General features: G+C 75.4%; 13 protein-coding genes. 7 read left to right on the forward strand and 6 right to left on the reverse strand.

The window, feature by feature from the left end:
- Nucleotides 1-113: 113 nt before the first annotated feature.
- Complete coding sequence (locus ACFVSL_RS06720) at nucleotides 114-743, reverse strand: DUF1684 domain-containing protein (protein WP_386939622.1); 630 nt, start codon at nucleotides 741-743, stop codon at nucleotides 114-116.
- On the reverse strand, nucleotides 740-1,312 hold the full coding sequence (locus ACFVSL_RS06725) for a hypothetical protein (RefSeq protein WP_386939624.1): 573 nt from the start codon (nucleotides 1,310-1,312) through the stop codon (nucleotides 740-742). The genes ACFVSL_RS06720 and ACFVSL_RS06725 overlap by 4 nt, the downstream gene beginning before the upstream one ends.
- A 90-nt stretch (nucleotides 1,313-1,402) precedes the next feature.
- Between ACFVSL_RS06725 and ACFVSL_RS06730 the strand changes: the two genes are divergently transcribed.
- The 3 genes from ACFVSL_RS06730 to ACFVSL_RS06740 are packed head-to-tail and all read left to right on the forward strand — an operon-like array spanning nucleotide 1,403 to nucleotide 6,541.
- Complete coding sequence (locus tag ACFVSL_RS06730) at nucleotides 1,403-2,662, forward strand: hypothetical protein (protein WP_386939626.1); 1,260 nt, start codon at nucleotides 1,403-1,405, stop codon at nucleotides 2,660-2,662.
- 9 nt (nucleotides 2,663-2,671) lie between these two features.
- Nucleotides 2,672-3,472 (forward strand): 2-phosphosulfolactate phosphatase, encoded by an 801-nt coding sequence (locus ACFVSL_RS06735; RefSeq protein ID WP_386939628.1) that lies wholly within the window; start codon nucleotides 2,672-2,674, stop codon nucleotides 3,470-3,472.
- A gap of 9 nt (nucleotides 3,473-3,481) precedes the next feature.
- Nucleotides 3,482-6,541, forward strand: coding sequence for a hypothetical protein (locus tag ACFVSL_RS06740; protein WP_386939629.1), 3,060 nt, complete (start codon nucleotides 3,482-3,484; stop codon nucleotides 6,539-6,541).
- Between the two features lie 42 nt (nucleotides 6,542-6,583).
- Here the strand turns inward: ACFVSL_RS06740 and ACFVSL_RS06745 are convergent, their stop codons facing one another.
- The 3 genes from ACFVSL_RS06745 to ACFVSL_RS06755 all read right to left on the reverse strand — a co-directional run bounded on the left by ACFVSL_RS06745 (nucleotide 6,584) and on the right by ACFVSL_RS06755 (nucleotide 9,232).
- Nucleotides 6,584-7,330: a CGNR zinc finger domain-containing protein gene (locus ACFVSL_RS06745; RefSeq protein ID WP_386939631.1), complete on the reverse strand. Its 747-nt coding sequence runs from the start codon at nucleotides 7,328-7,330 to the stop codon at nucleotides 6,584-6,586.
- Between the two features lie 26 nt (nucleotides 7,331-7,356).
- Nucleotides 7,357-7,854: a SprT-like domain-containing protein gene (locus ACFVSL_RS06750; RefSeq protein WP_376944239.1), complete on the reverse strand. Its 498-nt coding sequence runs from the start codon at nucleotides 7,852-7,854 to the stop codon at nucleotides 7,357-7,359.
- A 154-nt stretch (nucleotides 7,855-8,008) separates the two neighbouring features.
- Nucleotides 8,009-9,232 carry a PQQ-dependent sugar dehydrogenase gene (locus tag ACFVSL_RS06755; RefSeq protein WP_386939633.1) on the reverse strand — a complete coding sequence of 408 codons (1,224 nt, stop codon included), beginning with the start codon at nucleotides 9,230-9,232 and terminating at the stop codon, nucleotides 8,009-8,011.
- Nucleotides 9,233-9,279: 47 nt separating this feature from the next.
- On the opposite strand from ACFVSL_RS06755, the gene ACFVSL_RS06760 reads away from it, so the two are divergent.
- From ACFVSL_RS06760 to ACFVSL_RS06775, 4 genes are all read left to right on the forward strand, one after another.
- A complete protein-coding gene (locus ACFVSL_RS06760) occupies nucleotides 9,280-10,041 on the forward strand; it encodes a LamB/YcsF family protein (RefSeq protein WP_386939634.1) in 762 nt (253 codons plus the stop codon).
- The gene (locus tag ACFVSL_RS06765) at nucleotides 10,038-10,667 is read left to right on the forward strand and encodes an allophanate hydrolase subunit 1 (protein ID WP_386939636.1); all 630 of its coding nucleotides are present in this window, start codon (nucleotides 10,038-10,040) and stop codon (nucleotides 10,665-10,667) included. Before ACFVSL_RS06760 ends, ACFVSL_RS06765 begins: the two co-directional genes overlap by 4 nt.
- Nucleotides 10,664-11,530 (forward strand): biotin-dependent carboxyltransferase family protein, encoded by an 867-nt coding sequence (locus tag ACFVSL_RS06770; RefSeq protein WP_386939637.1) that lies wholly within the window; start codon nucleotides 10,664-10,666, stop codon nucleotides 11,528-11,530. Before ACFVSL_RS06765 ends, ACFVSL_RS06770 begins: the two co-directional genes overlap by 4 nt.
- A gap of 78 nt (nucleotides 11,531-11,608) precedes the next feature.
- Complete coding sequence (locus ACFVSL_RS06775) at nucleotides 11,609-13,282, forward strand: glycoside hydrolase family 10 protein (RefSeq protein ID WP_386939638.1); 1,674 nt, start codon at nucleotides 11,609-11,611, stop codon at nucleotides 13,280-13,282.
- A 136-nt stretch (nucleotides 13,283-13,418) separates the two neighbouring features.
- Here the strand turns inward: ACFVSL_RS06775 and ACFVSL_RS06780 are convergent, their stop codons facing one another.
- Entirely contained in the window at nucleotides 13,419-14,291 is an 873-nt protein-coding gene (locus ACFVSL_RS06780; protein ID WP_386939639.1) for a spermidine synthase, read from the reverse strand.
- Nucleotide 14,292: the final 1 nt, after the last annotated feature.

Here is a 14,292-nt window from a genome sequence, read left to right on the forward strand (position 1 = left end):
GTCATCGGGCGGCTCGGTGAGGAGCCCTGCCCGGAAGCGTTTCTACGACGCAGGCGGCGCGATCGTCGCGCGCACCGCTGGTCAGCATAGCGGATGCCCCTGTGCGGGCGCCGTCAGCGGGGCATCCGTTCGCCGACCGGGACTTCGGCGCGCAGCGTGCTGCCCTCCTGCGCGAGGGGGCACGACCACGACGGGTCGTAGGCGCACGACGGGTTGTACGCGAAGTTGAAGTCGACGACCAGGGTGTCGCCGTCGGCCCCCGGGCCGAGGTCGGCGCCCTTGACGGTGTCGAGCAGGTACCTGCCGCCGCCGTAGGTGCCGCCGGGCGCGCCCGCGAGGGCGTCCTTCACGGGAAGGAAGAGCCCGCCGCCGTACCCGGTGAGCCGCCAGACGTCGAGCGTGCCGAGGTAGGGCAGCCGCACCGTGCCGACGAGTGCGAACGGGATCGTGCCGTCCGTCGCACTGTCGACGGTCATCCGCTGCGGCTCCTCCGTGCGACGCACCTCGAGCTCGAACCGCCAGTCGGGGTCGTAGCGGGCGACGGTGAGGCCCGTGAAGCGCGCGCGGTCGTCGGGCAGCAGCGGCGACTGCGGATGCCCCGCGAAGAGCTCGTCGCGGCCCGAGATCCAGAGGGCGTGGCCGGCGGCGGGGTCGTGCACGCTGAGCTGACGGACGCCCGCGTAGAGACCGAACACCCGGCGGCGCCAGTCGGCGAGCTGGAGGGCGCCGAGCGAGTCGGTCATCGCGGGGCCTCCGGCGATCGGGCCGGCGGGGCGGCCTGCGCGCCGGCCCGCCGCGCGGCGTCGAGTGCGGCCGCGGCGTCGGCGGTGCCGGGCGGGTCGTACGCCCAGCCCGGCGCGAGCTGCCGCAGGCGCACCGCCCGCCACTGCCAGAACGCCCAGGTCGGATACCACGCCGCCGCGGTCCACGGCCCGGCGCTCGCGAGCAGCCGATCGCGGTAGAGCGTGCGACCGCCCGGAAGCGGGGAGACGGCCATGCGGTGGTCCCACCGGCGGAACACGGCGAGCGGGCCCGTGAGCGCGCCGCCGCCGTCGCGGAGCATGCGCACGTCGGTGGGCAGGCCGCCGGGATAGCTCACGTCGACGAACTCCTCGCCTGCCGGGAAGCGGCGGAACGCGAGCGCCCGGACGCGATGCGGGCCCTCGGGCCAGACCGACGGGAGGCCGCCCGGCTCGAGCGAGGAGAAGTCGAGCCACGGCGCGACCACCTCGCGCAGCACGGCGGGACTCCGGATGGCCCGCCACGCGGCATCCGGCGTGCAGTCGAGCTCGAGCTTCAGCAGCACCCGCATGAGCAGAGAGTAGGCCGGGCCCGTCGTCGGTGCCAAGGGATCGGAGGCGATTCCCGGCTCGCGGTCGGACGCGGCCCCTAGACTCGCGCCATGCCCGACGCCCTCTCGTGGTTGCCCTCGCTCGTCGTCTTCGGGGCGGCGGCGGTCTCCCTCGTCGGGGCGGTGGTGGGCCTGCGCCGACTCGGCGTCCGGCGCGAGCGCGCCGACCTCGCGGCGGGGCGCCGGGCCGAGGTGCAGGCGAAGCAGCTCATCGTGCTCGCCGACGAGGCGCTGCGCGACGCCGAACGCGAGATCGCGTTCGCCGAGGCCCAGTTCGGGGCGGCGACCGCGCGCGACACCCGAGCCACCGTCGATCGCGCCGGGGCACGGCTCCGCGAGGCGTTCCTGCTGCAGCAGCGGCTCGACGACGCCGAGCCCGACTCCGCCGCCGAGCGGCGCAGCTGGAGCGGCCGCATCGACGAGCTCTGCCGCTCCGCGCTGGCCGAGCTCGCCGCGGCCGATGCCGCGCTCGCCGAGCGCCGACGCAGCGAACGCGGCGCCGGCGCTGAGCTGCCGGCCCTCACGGAGGACGCGGCCGCGCTCCGGAGACGCGTCGACGCGGCCGCCACGGTGCTCTCCCGACTCGCGTCGCGCTACGACCCCTCGGCGATCGGGGGTGCGCGCGCCGCGGCCGAGCGGGCCGCCGCGGGGCTCGCCGAAGCGGAGGCGGCGATCGCCGGGGCGGTCGCCCTCGTCGCCGACGGACGCCCCGCGGCCGCGGGCCTCGCGACCGCCGCCGACGCGATGTCGCGGGCGCGGCGCGACGTCGAGGCGGTGGAGGGCTTCGAAGCCGAGCTCGCCGCCGCGAGTGAGGACGCCGAGGGAGCCGCCGTCGAGCTCGCCGCCGACCTCGATGCCGCGCGGGGCGAACGCGACGCGCTCGACGATCCCGACGCGGCGCAGTCCCTCGGCGCGCAGATCGGGGCAGCCTCGGCGGCCCTCGGCGGGCGGGCGGCCTTCGCCCGCGACCCCCTGCTCGACCGCGACCGGCTTCGCGCCGCACTCGGCCGGCTGGAGGGCGCGCGGGCGGCGGCACGCACCGCGCAGGGCCGTCTCGACGGGGCCCGTGGCGCGCTCGACGGCGCGATCTCGATCGCGGAGGGGCAGCTCGGGGTCGCACGCGCGGCGATCGAGCGCGGTGGCGGCCGGGTCGGCGCGGCCGCGCGGACCCGGCTCGCGGAGGCCGAGCGCCAGTTGCGGAACGCCAGGCAGGAGGCCGACCCGGTCGCCGCCCTCGACGCGGCCAGGCGGGCGAATGCGCGCGCGGGGGACGCCGAGGCCCTCGCCCGGTACGACGCGCTCGGCCGGTAGCCTGAGCCGATGACCGATTCGACGGCGCCCTTCGGGCAGGGCAAGTACCAGGTGCGGTTCGACTGGGGCATCGACGGTGCCGAGCGCGTCCTTCCCGGCGCGCACGCGGTCGTCGTCGTCGATGCGCTCTCGTTCACGACCACCGCCGTCGTCGCGGCCGAGCACGGGGTCGCCGTCGCGCCGTGGCCCGCAGGCCCCGAGGCCCGTGCGCGTGCCGAGGCGTTCGCCTCCGAGCGCGGCGGGGTCGTCGCCGGACGCCGCAGCGAGCCCGGGGCGCCGACGCTCTCGCCCCAGGGCTGGGCCGGCGTCGGGGTCTCGCCGGTCGTCGTCCCCTCGCCGAACGGCGGCGCGATCGCGCACGCCCTCGGCGACCGCGACGTCGTGGTGATCGCGGCGGCGATGCGCAACCGGAGCGCGGTCGCCGAGCGCCTGCTCGCGCTCCAGGCCGAGCGCGGCGAGCGGCTCGTCATCGCGGTCGTCGCCGCGGGCGAGCACGAGCCCGACGGCAGCGACGGCAGCGACGGCAGCGCCGGCGGTGCTGTGCGGTTCGCCGTCGAGGACCTGCTCGTCGCGGGGGCCGTCGTCGACGCGCTCGTCGCACGGGGCATCGACCACACCTCGCCGGAGGCGGCAGTCGCCTGCGCCGCCTTCGAGGGGCTCGCACGGGCCACCGTGCACCTCATCAGCGCCTCCGGGAGCGGGGTCGAGCTCGGCGCCCTCGGCTTCGCGGGCGACGCGCGGCTCGCCGCCGAGCGCGACGTGACGGACGTCGTGCCGGTGCTGCGCGACGGGGTGTTCCGCGCCGCATAGGATCTCTGCATGACGACGGCGACGCGACGGGGCATCCTCGCGATCGTCACCGCCCTCGTGCTGGTCGCGCTCGGCCTCGGCGTCGCGTTCGCGGTGGGCGACGCCCTCGGCATCCGCACCGAGCCGAGCGAGCAGATGCAGCCCGCTGCGGCGGTCGTGCCCGAGGTCTCGCCGGCCGCCCCGCCGCCCGAGTTCACGAGGCTCGACGTGCCCGACACGGTGCGCATGGGCGTCGCGGTCGACGAGCTGCGCGACGCCGTCGCCGACGCTCCCGCGCGGGCGGGCGAGGCCGCGGTCTCGGTCGAGATCATTCCCGGCCAGGAGGCCGACTCGGGGCCGGGCGACGACGGGTACGAACTGCTCGGCGACGCCTCCTCGCTGCGGATCCTCACGTTCACCGAGGTCGGCGCGGTGCGGGCGGTCTACGACCTCGCCGCGCAGGTGCGGGCCGGGGGGCCGATCACCGACCTCCTCGGCGTGCACGAGCGCTCGCGGCTTCCGCTGCGCATGACCGACCTCGGCGCCGTCGGCGTCGCACCCGACCCGGTCGAGTGGGAGTCGGGCGACGACTACTCCCACGCGTCGAAGGCGTTCGCGGTGGTCGTGCAGCCCGAGGCGCCCTACATCGACGAGGCCGCGCTCGCCGAGGCGTACGACGACTTCGACGGGTTCCTGCGCCACTCGCTCGCGAACGGGTTCAACGCCGTCGCGTTCCCGGGCTTCGTCGAGTTCGTCACGTTCGACGACGCGCCCGGCGGGCCCGTGTACGCCGAGGGCGACGACCACCGCGACCGCGCGCTCGCGCTGCGCGAGGCGTTCGCCCCGTTCTGGGAGCGCGCCGATCAGCTCGGCATGCAGGTCTTCCTGCGCACCGACATGCTCGCCCTGACCGGGCCCCTCGAGCAGTTCCTCACCGAGCGCTTCGGCTCGCTCGACACCGAGGACCCCGAGTTCTGGGACGTCTACACGGCCGGTCTCGACGAGCTCTACGAGGCCGCGCCGGCGCTCGACGGGGTGCTCATCCGCATCGGCGAGGCGGGCGCGATCTACGACGTCGGCGGATGGGACTACTACTCCGCGCTCGAGGTGACGACCGTCGACGCGGTGCGCACGATGCTCGAGGCGTTCACGGGCCAGGCCGAGGCCGCCGAACGCGAGGTGGTGTTCCGCACGTGGAGCGTCGGCGTCGGTGCCGTCGGCGACATGCACACGAACGACGCCTCGTACGAGGCGGTGCTCGACGGCGTGGACTCGCCCGCGCTCATCGTCTCGACGAAGTACACGCTCGGCGACTTCTACTCGTGGCTGCCGCTCAACCACACCCTCGAGCAGGGCGCGCAACGCCGCATCGTCGAATTCCAGAGCCGGCGCGAGTTCGAGAACTTCGGCGCGTTCCCGAACGACCTCGGCACCCAGTACCAGTGGGCCCTGCAGCAGCTGCTCGCGGCGAACGACCGCATCGAGGGCGTCTGGGTGTGGACGCAGGACGGCGGCCCGTGGCGGGCCGGCCCGATGTCGCTCTACCTGAAGGCCGGCTTCTGGCAGCTGTACGAGCTCGACACGCAGCTCGCGGCGGAGCTCGCGCGCGACCCCGAGGCCGACGTCGCCGCCATCACCGCCGCGTGGGCGCGCGAGTGGTTCAGCGACGACCCCGACACCGTCGAGGCGATCGTCGGCGCGATGACCCGGTCGCGCGAGGCGATCGAGCAGGGCATGTACGTCGAGCAGTTCGCCGAACAGCGCGTGTTCGCCATCGGGCTCGAACCCCCGCCCATGATGTGGATCTTCGAGTGGGACATCCTCACCGGCGACTCCGCGGTGCTCAACGTCATGTACTCGATCGTGCGCGACTCGGCGGCCGACGGCGCCGGCCCGGGGGCGGGCGTCGACGCGGCGATCGCGAGCGGGGCGGACGCCGTCGCGGCCGTCGAGGAGATGCGCGAGATCGTCGCGGCGACGGATGCCTCGAGCTGGCGCTCGCCCGAGATGCGCGAGGCGTTCGTCTCGACGCTCGACTACGAGCTCGACACCCTTCGACTGCTCGAGGCCTACCGCGCGATGATCCTGCACCAGGGCGAGTGGCACGACACGCTCGCGCCGGAGGCGCGTGACGCGTGGGAGGCCGACCGGGCGGTCTTCGAGGAGCGCGCCGCCGAGCACCTCGAGCGCTACGAGGGCGACCTCGACCACCCGGCGTTCAACCTCACTGCCGCGGAGCTCGGCGTCGACCGGGCCGAGCGCGACCTCGTCATGGCGTGGTTCGCCCGCGGGCTGCTCGTGCTCGCGCTCGCCTGGGTCGTGATCGGCATCCTCGCCGCGCGGACGCGGCTCGTCGCGAAGCCCGGCGCCGCGGCCGCACGCGCGACCTGGGTGGCCTCGACGCGGCCGTGGCGCGCACGCGAGTCGATGCTCGGCCTGCTGGAGCTCGATCGCTGGCTGCTCTTCCTCGTGCCGGTCGCCCTCCTCGTCGCGACCCGTGCCGTGCAGACGTCGTTCCTGTCATGGACCCACCTGCTGGTCGTCATCGGCGCGTGGACGGTGTTCGCCGGCGTGCTGCGCCTCTGCGTCGGGCGGCGCTCGCCGTGGCCGGTGATCGCGGCGGTCGGCGGCGTCGTGGTGCTGCGCTGCATCGTGACGCTGTTCGCGCTGTCGTTCACGGGACCGGGCGGCTACTGGTTCGCCTTCTGGACCGACCCGGTGCTGCGCACCGGCTACGTCGCGCTCGCCTTCGCGCTCTTCATCTGGGTCTTCGTGGCCGCCGGCTGGGCGCTCGCGACGCAGGTCGGCGCCAGGCGGGCGACCGGCTTCGTGCTCGCGGCGGTCGGGGCCGGGCTCCTCGTGCCCTCGGCCGTGATCGGGGCGATCGGCCTCGAGCGCGCGCTCACGCTCTGGAACGACGAGATGGGGCTGCTGCCGTGGGGCCTCGCGCGCATCCTCGGCATCACCACCTACCTCGACATCCCCGAGGAGACGGCCTGGTACGCCGCCGGGTTCGCGTTGCTGCTGCTCGTGGCGGGAGCGCTGCTCGCGCTGCCGCGGCGCCGGGCACGGGTCGTCGCCGACGGGTGATCTCGGCTGCGGCCGCGGCCGCGGCTGGGCCTGCGGCTGCCGTCAGGCGGCGCGGTCGGGCTCGATCGGCGACGGGGCGGTCGGGCGCACCGTCGTCGCGGTCGCGGTCGCGGTCGCGGTCGCCGGTTCGAGTTCCAGCTCCGTGAGGGGCAGCGTCGGAGCCGAGGCGGCGTTCGACGAGCGACCGCTCTTGCGAGCCCGGTGGGCGCGCACCTTCGCACGGTTGCCGCAGCGCTGCATCGAGCACCAGCGCCGGGTCGCGGCGCGCGAGGTGTCGAGGTAGACGATGTCGCAGTCGTCGCCGGAGCACTCGCGGATGCGCTCGAGGTTCGCCGGGCCGAACAGGTCGACGGCGTCGCGCGCGATCGTCGACAGCGCCTGGGGCACGGTGTGCACCGAGCGGCCCGCCTGGCGCGAGCCGCCGCCGAGCGACGGGGGCACGTCGGGCGTGGCCGCGTAGAGGTTCACGAGGTCGACGTCGCCCGAGCGCGGCGCCTCGCGGCGGCTGGCGGCGAGCGCCATGCGCGCGATCGCGTCGCGGAGGGCGACGGCGTCGAACAGGTCGCGGGACCGTGCGACGCCGACGGGCACCGGGAAGCGCTCGCGCAGCCACGCGGTGAGGTCGTCGGGGGAGTGGAGGCGTTCGACGCCGGCTCCGGCCGCGGTGCCCCCGATCGCCCCGGTCGTCGCGAAGTCGAGCGCGAACGAGCCTGAGTCGAACCACCAGCGGACGCCCTCGGCGGGAACGAGCCACTGCCCGATGGGGATCGAGACGGTGGAGACGGGCATCCGTCCAGCGTAGTGGTACTCGGAGGTCAGCCGACGGCCGCGCTCGCCGCACGGCGGCGCACCGCGGGGGTGATCTCGCGGTGGTGCCACACGATGAGATTGGCCCGGTCGAAACCCCTGCGGCAGAGCCCGCAGCTCAGCGGCCTCGTCGGCTGCCGGTACCGGAAGTGCTCGTGCCCCGCCGGGCAGCGGCCCACCCACGGTGCGAGCTCGTGGGCGACCTCGCCGTCGTGCGTGCGGCGCCCGACGTAGCCGAGCTCGGCCCCGACCGCGGCCCACTTCGGACCGTGCGCCGCGCGCGGGCCCGCGATCGCATGGGCGACCTCGTGCAGCAGGATCTGGTGGATCTCGTCGTCGTCGTAGCGCGCCGCGAGGTAGCGGGACACCGAGATGCGCTTGGCCGTGTAGTTGCAGAGGCCGGCGCGCTTCTTGGCGTTGTCGAACTCGAAGCTCCACACGGCCGGATCGAGGTGCAGCACGATCAGCGCCTCAGCCCAGCGCCGCACTCGATCGAGATCCGCCATGGGATGAGAATAGCCCCGGCCGCCCGCGCCGGGGAGGGGTGCGGCACCCCCGAACGGGGCAAAGCCGCCGCAGCGTCGGGGTTCGCCACGATCTCGGGCGATGCGGGGCGAACGGCCCGATCCCGTGCGGATCTCCGATGCTGCGGTGGCGCGATCAGCCCGCGGGGGCCAGCCCCACGGCGAAGAGCCGGTCGTCGCCGTCGCGTGGCGAGCCCCGCCCGTCGGTGTTGTTGCCGATGAACCAGAGCCCGCCGTCGGGTGCCGCGGCGACGTCGCGGATCCTGCCGAACTCGCCGGTGAACCACGGGGTCGAGCCGAGCGCTCCCGCGGTGGTCGCCGGCGCGATCGCCCAGACCCGCTCGCCCCGCAACGCCGCGAGGAAGAGCGTGTCGCCGATCACGGCGAGCCCGCTGGGGCTCGCGTCGCCGGTCGCCCACTGCTGGACCGGGTCGGTGAAGCGCGGGTCGCCCGCCGCGCCCTCGACCACGGGCCAGCCGTAGTTCGCGCCGCGGTCGATGCGGTTGAGCTCGTCCCACGTGTCCTGGCCGAACTCGGCGGCCCACATTCCGCCCGAGGCATCCCATGCGAGACCCTGCGGATTGCGGTGCCCGAGCGACCAGGTGTAGTTGCCGAACGGGTTGCCCGGCGCGGGCTCGCCGTCGGGCGTCATCCGCAGGATCTTGCCCGAGAGCGAGGCCGGGTCCTGTGCGGCCTCCCGAACGCCCGCATCGCCGGCGGTGGCGTAGAGCAGGCGGTCGGGTCCGAAGGCGAGGCGCCCGCCGTTGTGGTTGCCGGCCTTGGGGATGCCGGTGAGGATCTCCTCGGGGGCGCCCAGCGAGAGCGTGCCCCGGGCGCCGCCGAGCGGCATCCTCATGATGCGGTTGTCGGCGGCCGCGGTGAAGTAGGCGTACACGTACGGAGGGCGGTCGGCGTCGCCGGGCAGCAGGGCGAGCCCGAGGAGGCCGCCCTCGCCTCCGGCCGCGACCCCGGGCACCGCGGCGACCACGCGGAGGGCGCCGCCCGGCAGCACCTCGACGATGTCGCCCCGGTCGCGCTGCGACACGAGGGTGCCGCCGCCCGCCAGCACGAGGATCGACCAGGGCGCGTCGAGCCCCTCGGCGACGACCGAGACCTCGCCCGACGGCTGGAGCACCTCGGGCGGCGGCGCCGGCGTCAGGCTCGGCGTCGGCGTGACGGACGGCTCGGGCGTGGGGGTGATCGAGGGCGTCGGCGCGGGCGGTGCCGACGTGCAGCCGAGGAGGACCGCGACGGCGACCGCGGCGCAGGCGCCGCCGAGCCCGCGGAGCGCCGTCGGGCGCCCTGCGCGGCCGCGGGGCCGGCCCGCGGCATCCACCGCCCCGTCTCCCGCGCGTCCCATGCCGCCTCCCACCCCCAGTCTGCGCGCCGCAGCGGCAGAATGGGAGGATGCGGCCCGCGATCGACCTCAACAGCGACCTCGGCGAGTCGTTCGGCGCGTGGCGCGTCGGCGACGACGAGGCGATGTTCGGCCTGGTGTCGAGCGCCAACGTCGCCTGCGGCTTCCACGCCGGCGACCCGGTCACGATGCTCGACAGCGCCCGGCGCGCGGCACGTCACGGCGTCGCGCTCGGCGCGCATCCCGGCTACCGCGACCTCGTGGGGTTCGGCCGCAGGGCGCTCGACGTCGCCCCCGGCGAGATCGCCGCCGAGCTCGTGGCGCAGCTGGGGGCGCTCGACGCGCTCGCCCGGCTCGCCGGCACCCGGGTGCGATACGTGAAGGCGCACGGCGCCCTGTACCACCGCCTCGTCGCCGATCGGGCCGCCGCGCACGCCGCCGCCGAGGCGGTCGCCGCGTACGACCCGACGCTCGCGGTGCTCGGCCCCCGCGCGAGCGCGATCGAGGCGGCCGCGGAGGCCGCGGGCCTCGCCTTCGCCCGTGAGGCGTTCGTCGACCGCGGCTACACGGCCGACGGCTCGTTGAGCCCGAGGGGCGAGCCCGGCGCGATCGTCGACGACCCCGCCGCGGCCGCCGACCGGGCGCTCGAGCTCGTCGAGACGGGCGGCATCACCGCCGACGACGGCAGCCGGATCGAGCTCGCCCCCGACTCGCTCTGCCTGCACGGCGACACCCCGGGTGCGGTGGCGATGGCCCGCGCCGTGCGCGCCGCGCTCGAGGCTGCCGGCCTGCGCATCGAGGCGTTCGCGTGACGCGGCGGCTCCTCCCGAGCGGCGAGGCCGCCGTGCTCGTCGAGTGCGACGGCCTCGACGAGGTGCTCGCGCTGCACGACGCGCTCGCCGCCGAGGGGCGGCCCGGCGTCGTCGAGCTCGTTCCCGCGGCGCGGACCGTGCTCGTCGCGGTCGATCCGGCGGTGCTCCCGCTCGAGTCGCTCGAGACCTGGCTGCGGCGCGTCCGGGTCGAGGGCGTCGTGACGGCGGGCGGGGCCGCGCTCGACGACGCCGTGGTCCCCGTCGTGTACGACGGCGACGACCTCGACGAGACCGCCGAGCTGCTCGGCGTCTCGCCCGAGTCGCTCGTCGCCCGCCACCTCGCCGCGTCGTGGCGGGTCGCGTTCGGCGGCTTCGCGCCCGGGTTCGGGTACCTCGTGAGCGACGACTGGCCCTTCGACGTGCCGCGGCTCGGCGCCCCCAGGGCGCGGGTGCCCGCGGGGGCGGTCGCGCTCGCCGGAGGATTCGCCGGGGTCTACCCGCGACAGAGCCCCGGCGGATGGCGCCTGATCGGCCGCACCGACGCGGTGCTCTGGGACGCTGCCCGGGTCGAGCCCGCGATGCTCGCACCCGGCCGCCGGGTGCGTTTCGAGCGGGTGACGGGATGACCCGCGCCCTCGTCATCGAGTCGCCCGGCCCGCTCGCGCTCGTCGAGGACCTCGGCCGGCCGGGGTTCGCCCACCTCGGCGTGACGGGCTCGGGCGCCCTCGACCGCGGCGCCGCCCGGCTCGCGAACCGGCTCGTGGGCAACCCCGACGGCGCCGCGATCGCCGAGGTGCTGGTCGGCGGGTTCCGGGCGCGGTTCACGGGCGGCGCCTGCTGGTTCGCGGTCACCGGCGCGTGGGGGCCGGTCACCCTCGACGGGCGGCCGGTGGCGCCGTACACGGCCGCGCTCGCGCCCGACGGCGGGGTGCTCGAGCTCGGGCCCGCCGTGCGCGGGCTCCGCTACTCGCTCGCGGTGCGCGGCGGACTCGACGAGGCGCCGGTGCTCGGCTCGCGCTCGCGCGACACGCTCGCCGGCCTCGGGCCCGAGCCGCTCGCCGCAGGCAGGGTGCTCGCGATCGGCGGCGAGCCCGAGGCATCCGTGCCGCTCATCGACCAGGAGGCCGCGTTCGCGCCGCCCGACGGCGCGGTGACCGTGGCGCTGCTGCCCGGCCCGCGGGCCGACTGGTTCACGGAGGCGGCAGGGGCGACCCTGTTCGACGCGCGCTGGCGGCTCTCGGAGCAGGCCGACCGCATCGGCGCGCGGCTCCTGGGCCCGGTGCTCGAGCGTCGGGTCCGGGGCGAGCTCGCGAGCGAGGCGACGGTGCCGGGCTCGATCCAGGTCGCGGGCGACGGGCGTCCGACCATCCTGCTCGCCGATCGGCCGGTGACCGGCGGCTACCCGATGATCGCGATCGTCGCGGGCTCGTCGCTCGACGCGGTGGCCCAGCTGCGGCCGGGGCAGGAGCTGCGGTTCCGGCACGCCTGACCGCGTGGAAATTACTCTTCACAACTTCGAGCAGGTATGGAAGTATCTTCCAAAACCCTACGACTCGGAGGATCGAAGATGCCCCTCGACGACACGCACGACGACCACGCGACACCCCGCGGCGGCGCAGAGCCTCCGGCTCCCGAGGCCGGAGGGCTCCACCGACGGGGCTTCCTCACCCTGGCCGTGGCGGGGGTCGCGGCCTCGGCGTTCACCGTGACGGTGGGGGCGCTCGCCCCGACCCCGGCCTTCGCGGCGGGCCCGGCCGCCGCCGCGACGGCGGCCGCCGCGACGGGTCCCCGCAAGCGCGAGCTCCGGGCGATGTGGATCTCCTCCGTCGTCAACATCGACTGGCCGAGCCGCACCGGGCTCACCGCCGACGAGCAGCGCGCCGAGTTCCTGCACTGGCTCGACGTCGCCGAGCAGTTCAACCTCAACGCCGTGTTCGTGCAGGTGCGGCCCACCGCCGACGCGTTCTGGCCGAGCCCGCTCGAACCGTGGTCGCAGTACCTCACGGGCGTGCAGGGCCAGGACCCGGGCTACGACCCGCTCGCCTTCATCGTCGAGGAGGCGCACGCCCGCAACCTCGAGCTGCACGCCTGGTACAACCCGTACCGCGTCTCGATGCAGGCCGACCCGTCGAAGCTCGTGCCCGAGCACCCGGCCCGCGTGCACCCCGAGTGGATCTGGGCCTACGGCGGCAAGCTCTACTTCGACCCCGGGCTGCCCGAGGTGCAGGAGCACATCCAACGGGCCATCCTGCACTCGGTCGAGCACTACGACCTCGACGGCGTGCACTTCGACGACTACTTCTACCCGTACCCGGTGGCCGGCCAGACCATCCCCGACGCCGCCACCTTCGCCGCGCACGGCGCCGGGTTCGACGACGTCGCCGACTGGCGGCGCCACAACGTCGACGCCTTCGTCAGCTCGATCTCCGCGCGCATCAAGGCGCTGAAGCCCTGGGTGAAGTTCGGCATCAGCCCGTTCGGCATCTGGCGCAACCGCGCGACCGACCCGCTCGGCTCGGAGACCGGCGGATCGCAGTCGTACGACCTCCAGTTCGCCGACACCCGCAAGTGGGTGCTCGAGGGCTGGCTCGACTACATCAACCCGCAGATCTACTGGCAGATCGGCCTCGCCGTCGCCGACTACGCGAAGCTCACCCCCTGGTGGGCCGACGTCGCCGCGACCTCGGGTACGCACCTCTACATCGGCGAGGCCCTCTACAAGGTCACCTCTGGAGTGTTCACCGACCCTGCCGAGCTCTCGAACCACCTCACGATGGGCCGCGCGATCGACGCGTCGGGAACGCCCGTGCACGGCAACGTGTACTTCTCGGCCAAGCACGTGCCGGCCGACCCGCAGGGGTCGATGTCACGGGTGCTCGCCGACCACTACGCGCACCCCGCGATCGTGCCCGCCATGGAGTGGCTGCCCGCGACGGCGGTGCGCGCCCCCGTGCTCACGCCGCCGGAGCGCGGCGACGCGGGGGTCGTGCTGCAGTGGCAGGATGCGGCGCCGCCCACGAGACGGGCCACCTCCTTCGCCGTCTACCGCGCCGAGGGCGGCGGCGAGGTCGACGTCGAGGATGCCACGGCGCTCATCGCGACCGTGCGTGCGGGCACGGGCGTGGTGCAGCGGTTCGTCGACGACTCGGCGGAGGCGGGCCGCTCGTACTCGTACGCGGTGACGGCCCTCGACCGGGTGTGGAACGAGAGCGCGCCGAGCCGCACCCGCTCGATCGGCTGAGGCGGAGCGCCTCGCACGATCGGGGATCGCCGCGCAATCGGACCCGATCTGGGGATCGGCTCCGATTGCGCGGCGATCACCGATCGTGCGGCGGCCGCGGCCTGGGCCGTGGGAGGGGTGCGGGCCCGCCCGCGCGTCAGCGCCCGGGCTTCGCGAGGAAGATCGACCGCGCCGGCGGCGGCGACGGCACCGCGGTGGCGTCGGTGACGATCGGCGCCCCGGCGATGAAGCGGCGGAGCTCCTCGCCCTCGACGAGCTTCGCCGGAGCGGGGTCGCTCGCGAGCCGGCGCGGCATCTCGTCGAACGGCAGCGGCGCGTCCGACGCGTACATGACGACGTTGCCGAAGCGGCGGCCCTTCAGCATGCTCGGGTCGGCGGCGATCGCGACGTGCGCGAAGACGTGCGCGAGGGTGGCCGCCTGCGAGCGTGCGAAGGCGAGTCCGGCGCCGTCGGCGACGTTCACCGCGACGATGCCGCACGGGGCGAGCCGCGGTGCGATGAGCTCGTAGAACTCGATGCTCGTGACGTGCGCCGGCGTGCGGGCGCCCGAGAAGATGTCGACGACGGCGAGGTCGACCGCGCCGTCGAGCCCGCCGGGGAGCTTCGCGAGGACCTCGCGGGCATCGCCGTGGCGGATACGGAGTTGTGCCCCGCGCGGCAGCGGCAGGTGCTCGCGCACGAGGTCGACGAGCTCCGACTCGAGCTCGACGACCTGCTGGCGCGAGCCCGGCCGGGTCGCGATGACGTAGCGGGGCAGCGTGAGGGCTCCGCCGCCGAGGTGCACCGCGGTGATCGCCTCGCCCTCGGGCCGCACGAGGTCGGCGGCGTGCCCGATGCGGCGCACGTACTCGAAGCCGAGCCACTCGGGCCGCTCGAGCTCGACGTGCGACTGCGGGGTGCCGTCGACGTACAGGGTCCACGAGCCCGGCGTCTGCCGCGACTCCTCGAGGTGGGCGAGGTGCCCGCTCACGGCGAGGCGGCGTTCGAGCGAGGGGTCGGAGGAGGGCACG

It is taken from the genome of Agromyces sp. NPDC058064, from assembly GCF_042885275.1.
Lineage (GTDB): Bacteria > Actinomycetota > Actinomycetes > Actinomycetales > Microbacteriaceae > Agromyces.

Coding starts and splice junctions, on each gene's coding strand:
- ACFVSL_RS06760 (WP_386939634.1), top strand. CDS start 9,280: ATGCGGCCCGCGATCGACCTCAACAGCGACCTCGGCGAGTCGTTCGGC.
- ACFVSL_RS06750 (WP_376944239.1), bottom strand. CDS start 7,854: ATGGCGGATCTCGATCGAGTGCGGCGCTGGGCTGAGGCGCTGATCGTG.
- ACFVSL_RS06720 (WP_386939622.1), bottom strand. CDS start 743: ATGACCGACTCGCTCGGCGCCCTCCAGCTCGCCGACTGGCGCCGCCGG.
- ACFVSL_RS06745 (WP_386939631.1), bottom strand. CDS start 7,330: ATGCCCGTCTCCACCGTCTCGATCCCCATCGGGCAGTGGCTCGTTCCC.
- ACFVSL_RS06755 (WP_386939633.1), bottom strand. CDS start 9,232: ATGGGACGCGCGGGAGACGGGGCGGTGGATGCCGCGGGCCGGCCCCGC.
- ACFVSL_RS06735 (WP_386939628.1), top strand. CDS start 2,672: ATGACCGATTCGACGGCGCCCTTCGGGCAGGGCAAGTACCAGGTGCGG.
- ACFVSL_RS06730 (WP_386939626.1), top strand. CDS start 1,403: ATGCCCGACGCCCTCTCGTGGTTGCCCTCGCTCGTCGTCTTCGGGGCG.
- ACFVSL_RS06775 (WP_386939638.1), top strand. CDS start 11,609: ATGCCCCTCGACGACACGCACGACGACCACGCGACACCCCGCGGCGGC.
- ACFVSL_RS06725 (WP_386939624.1), bottom strand. CDS start 1,312: ATGCGGGTGCTGCTGAAGCTCGAGCTCGACTGCACGCCGGATGCCGCG.
- ACFVSL_RS06740 (WP_386939629.1), top strand. CDS start 3,482: ATGACGACGGCGACGCGACGGGGCATCCTCGCGATCGTCACCGCCCTC.
- ACFVSL_RS06770 (WP_386939637.1), top strand. CDS start 10,664: ATGACCCGCGCCCTCGTCATCGAGTCGCCCGGCCCGCTCGCGCTCGTC.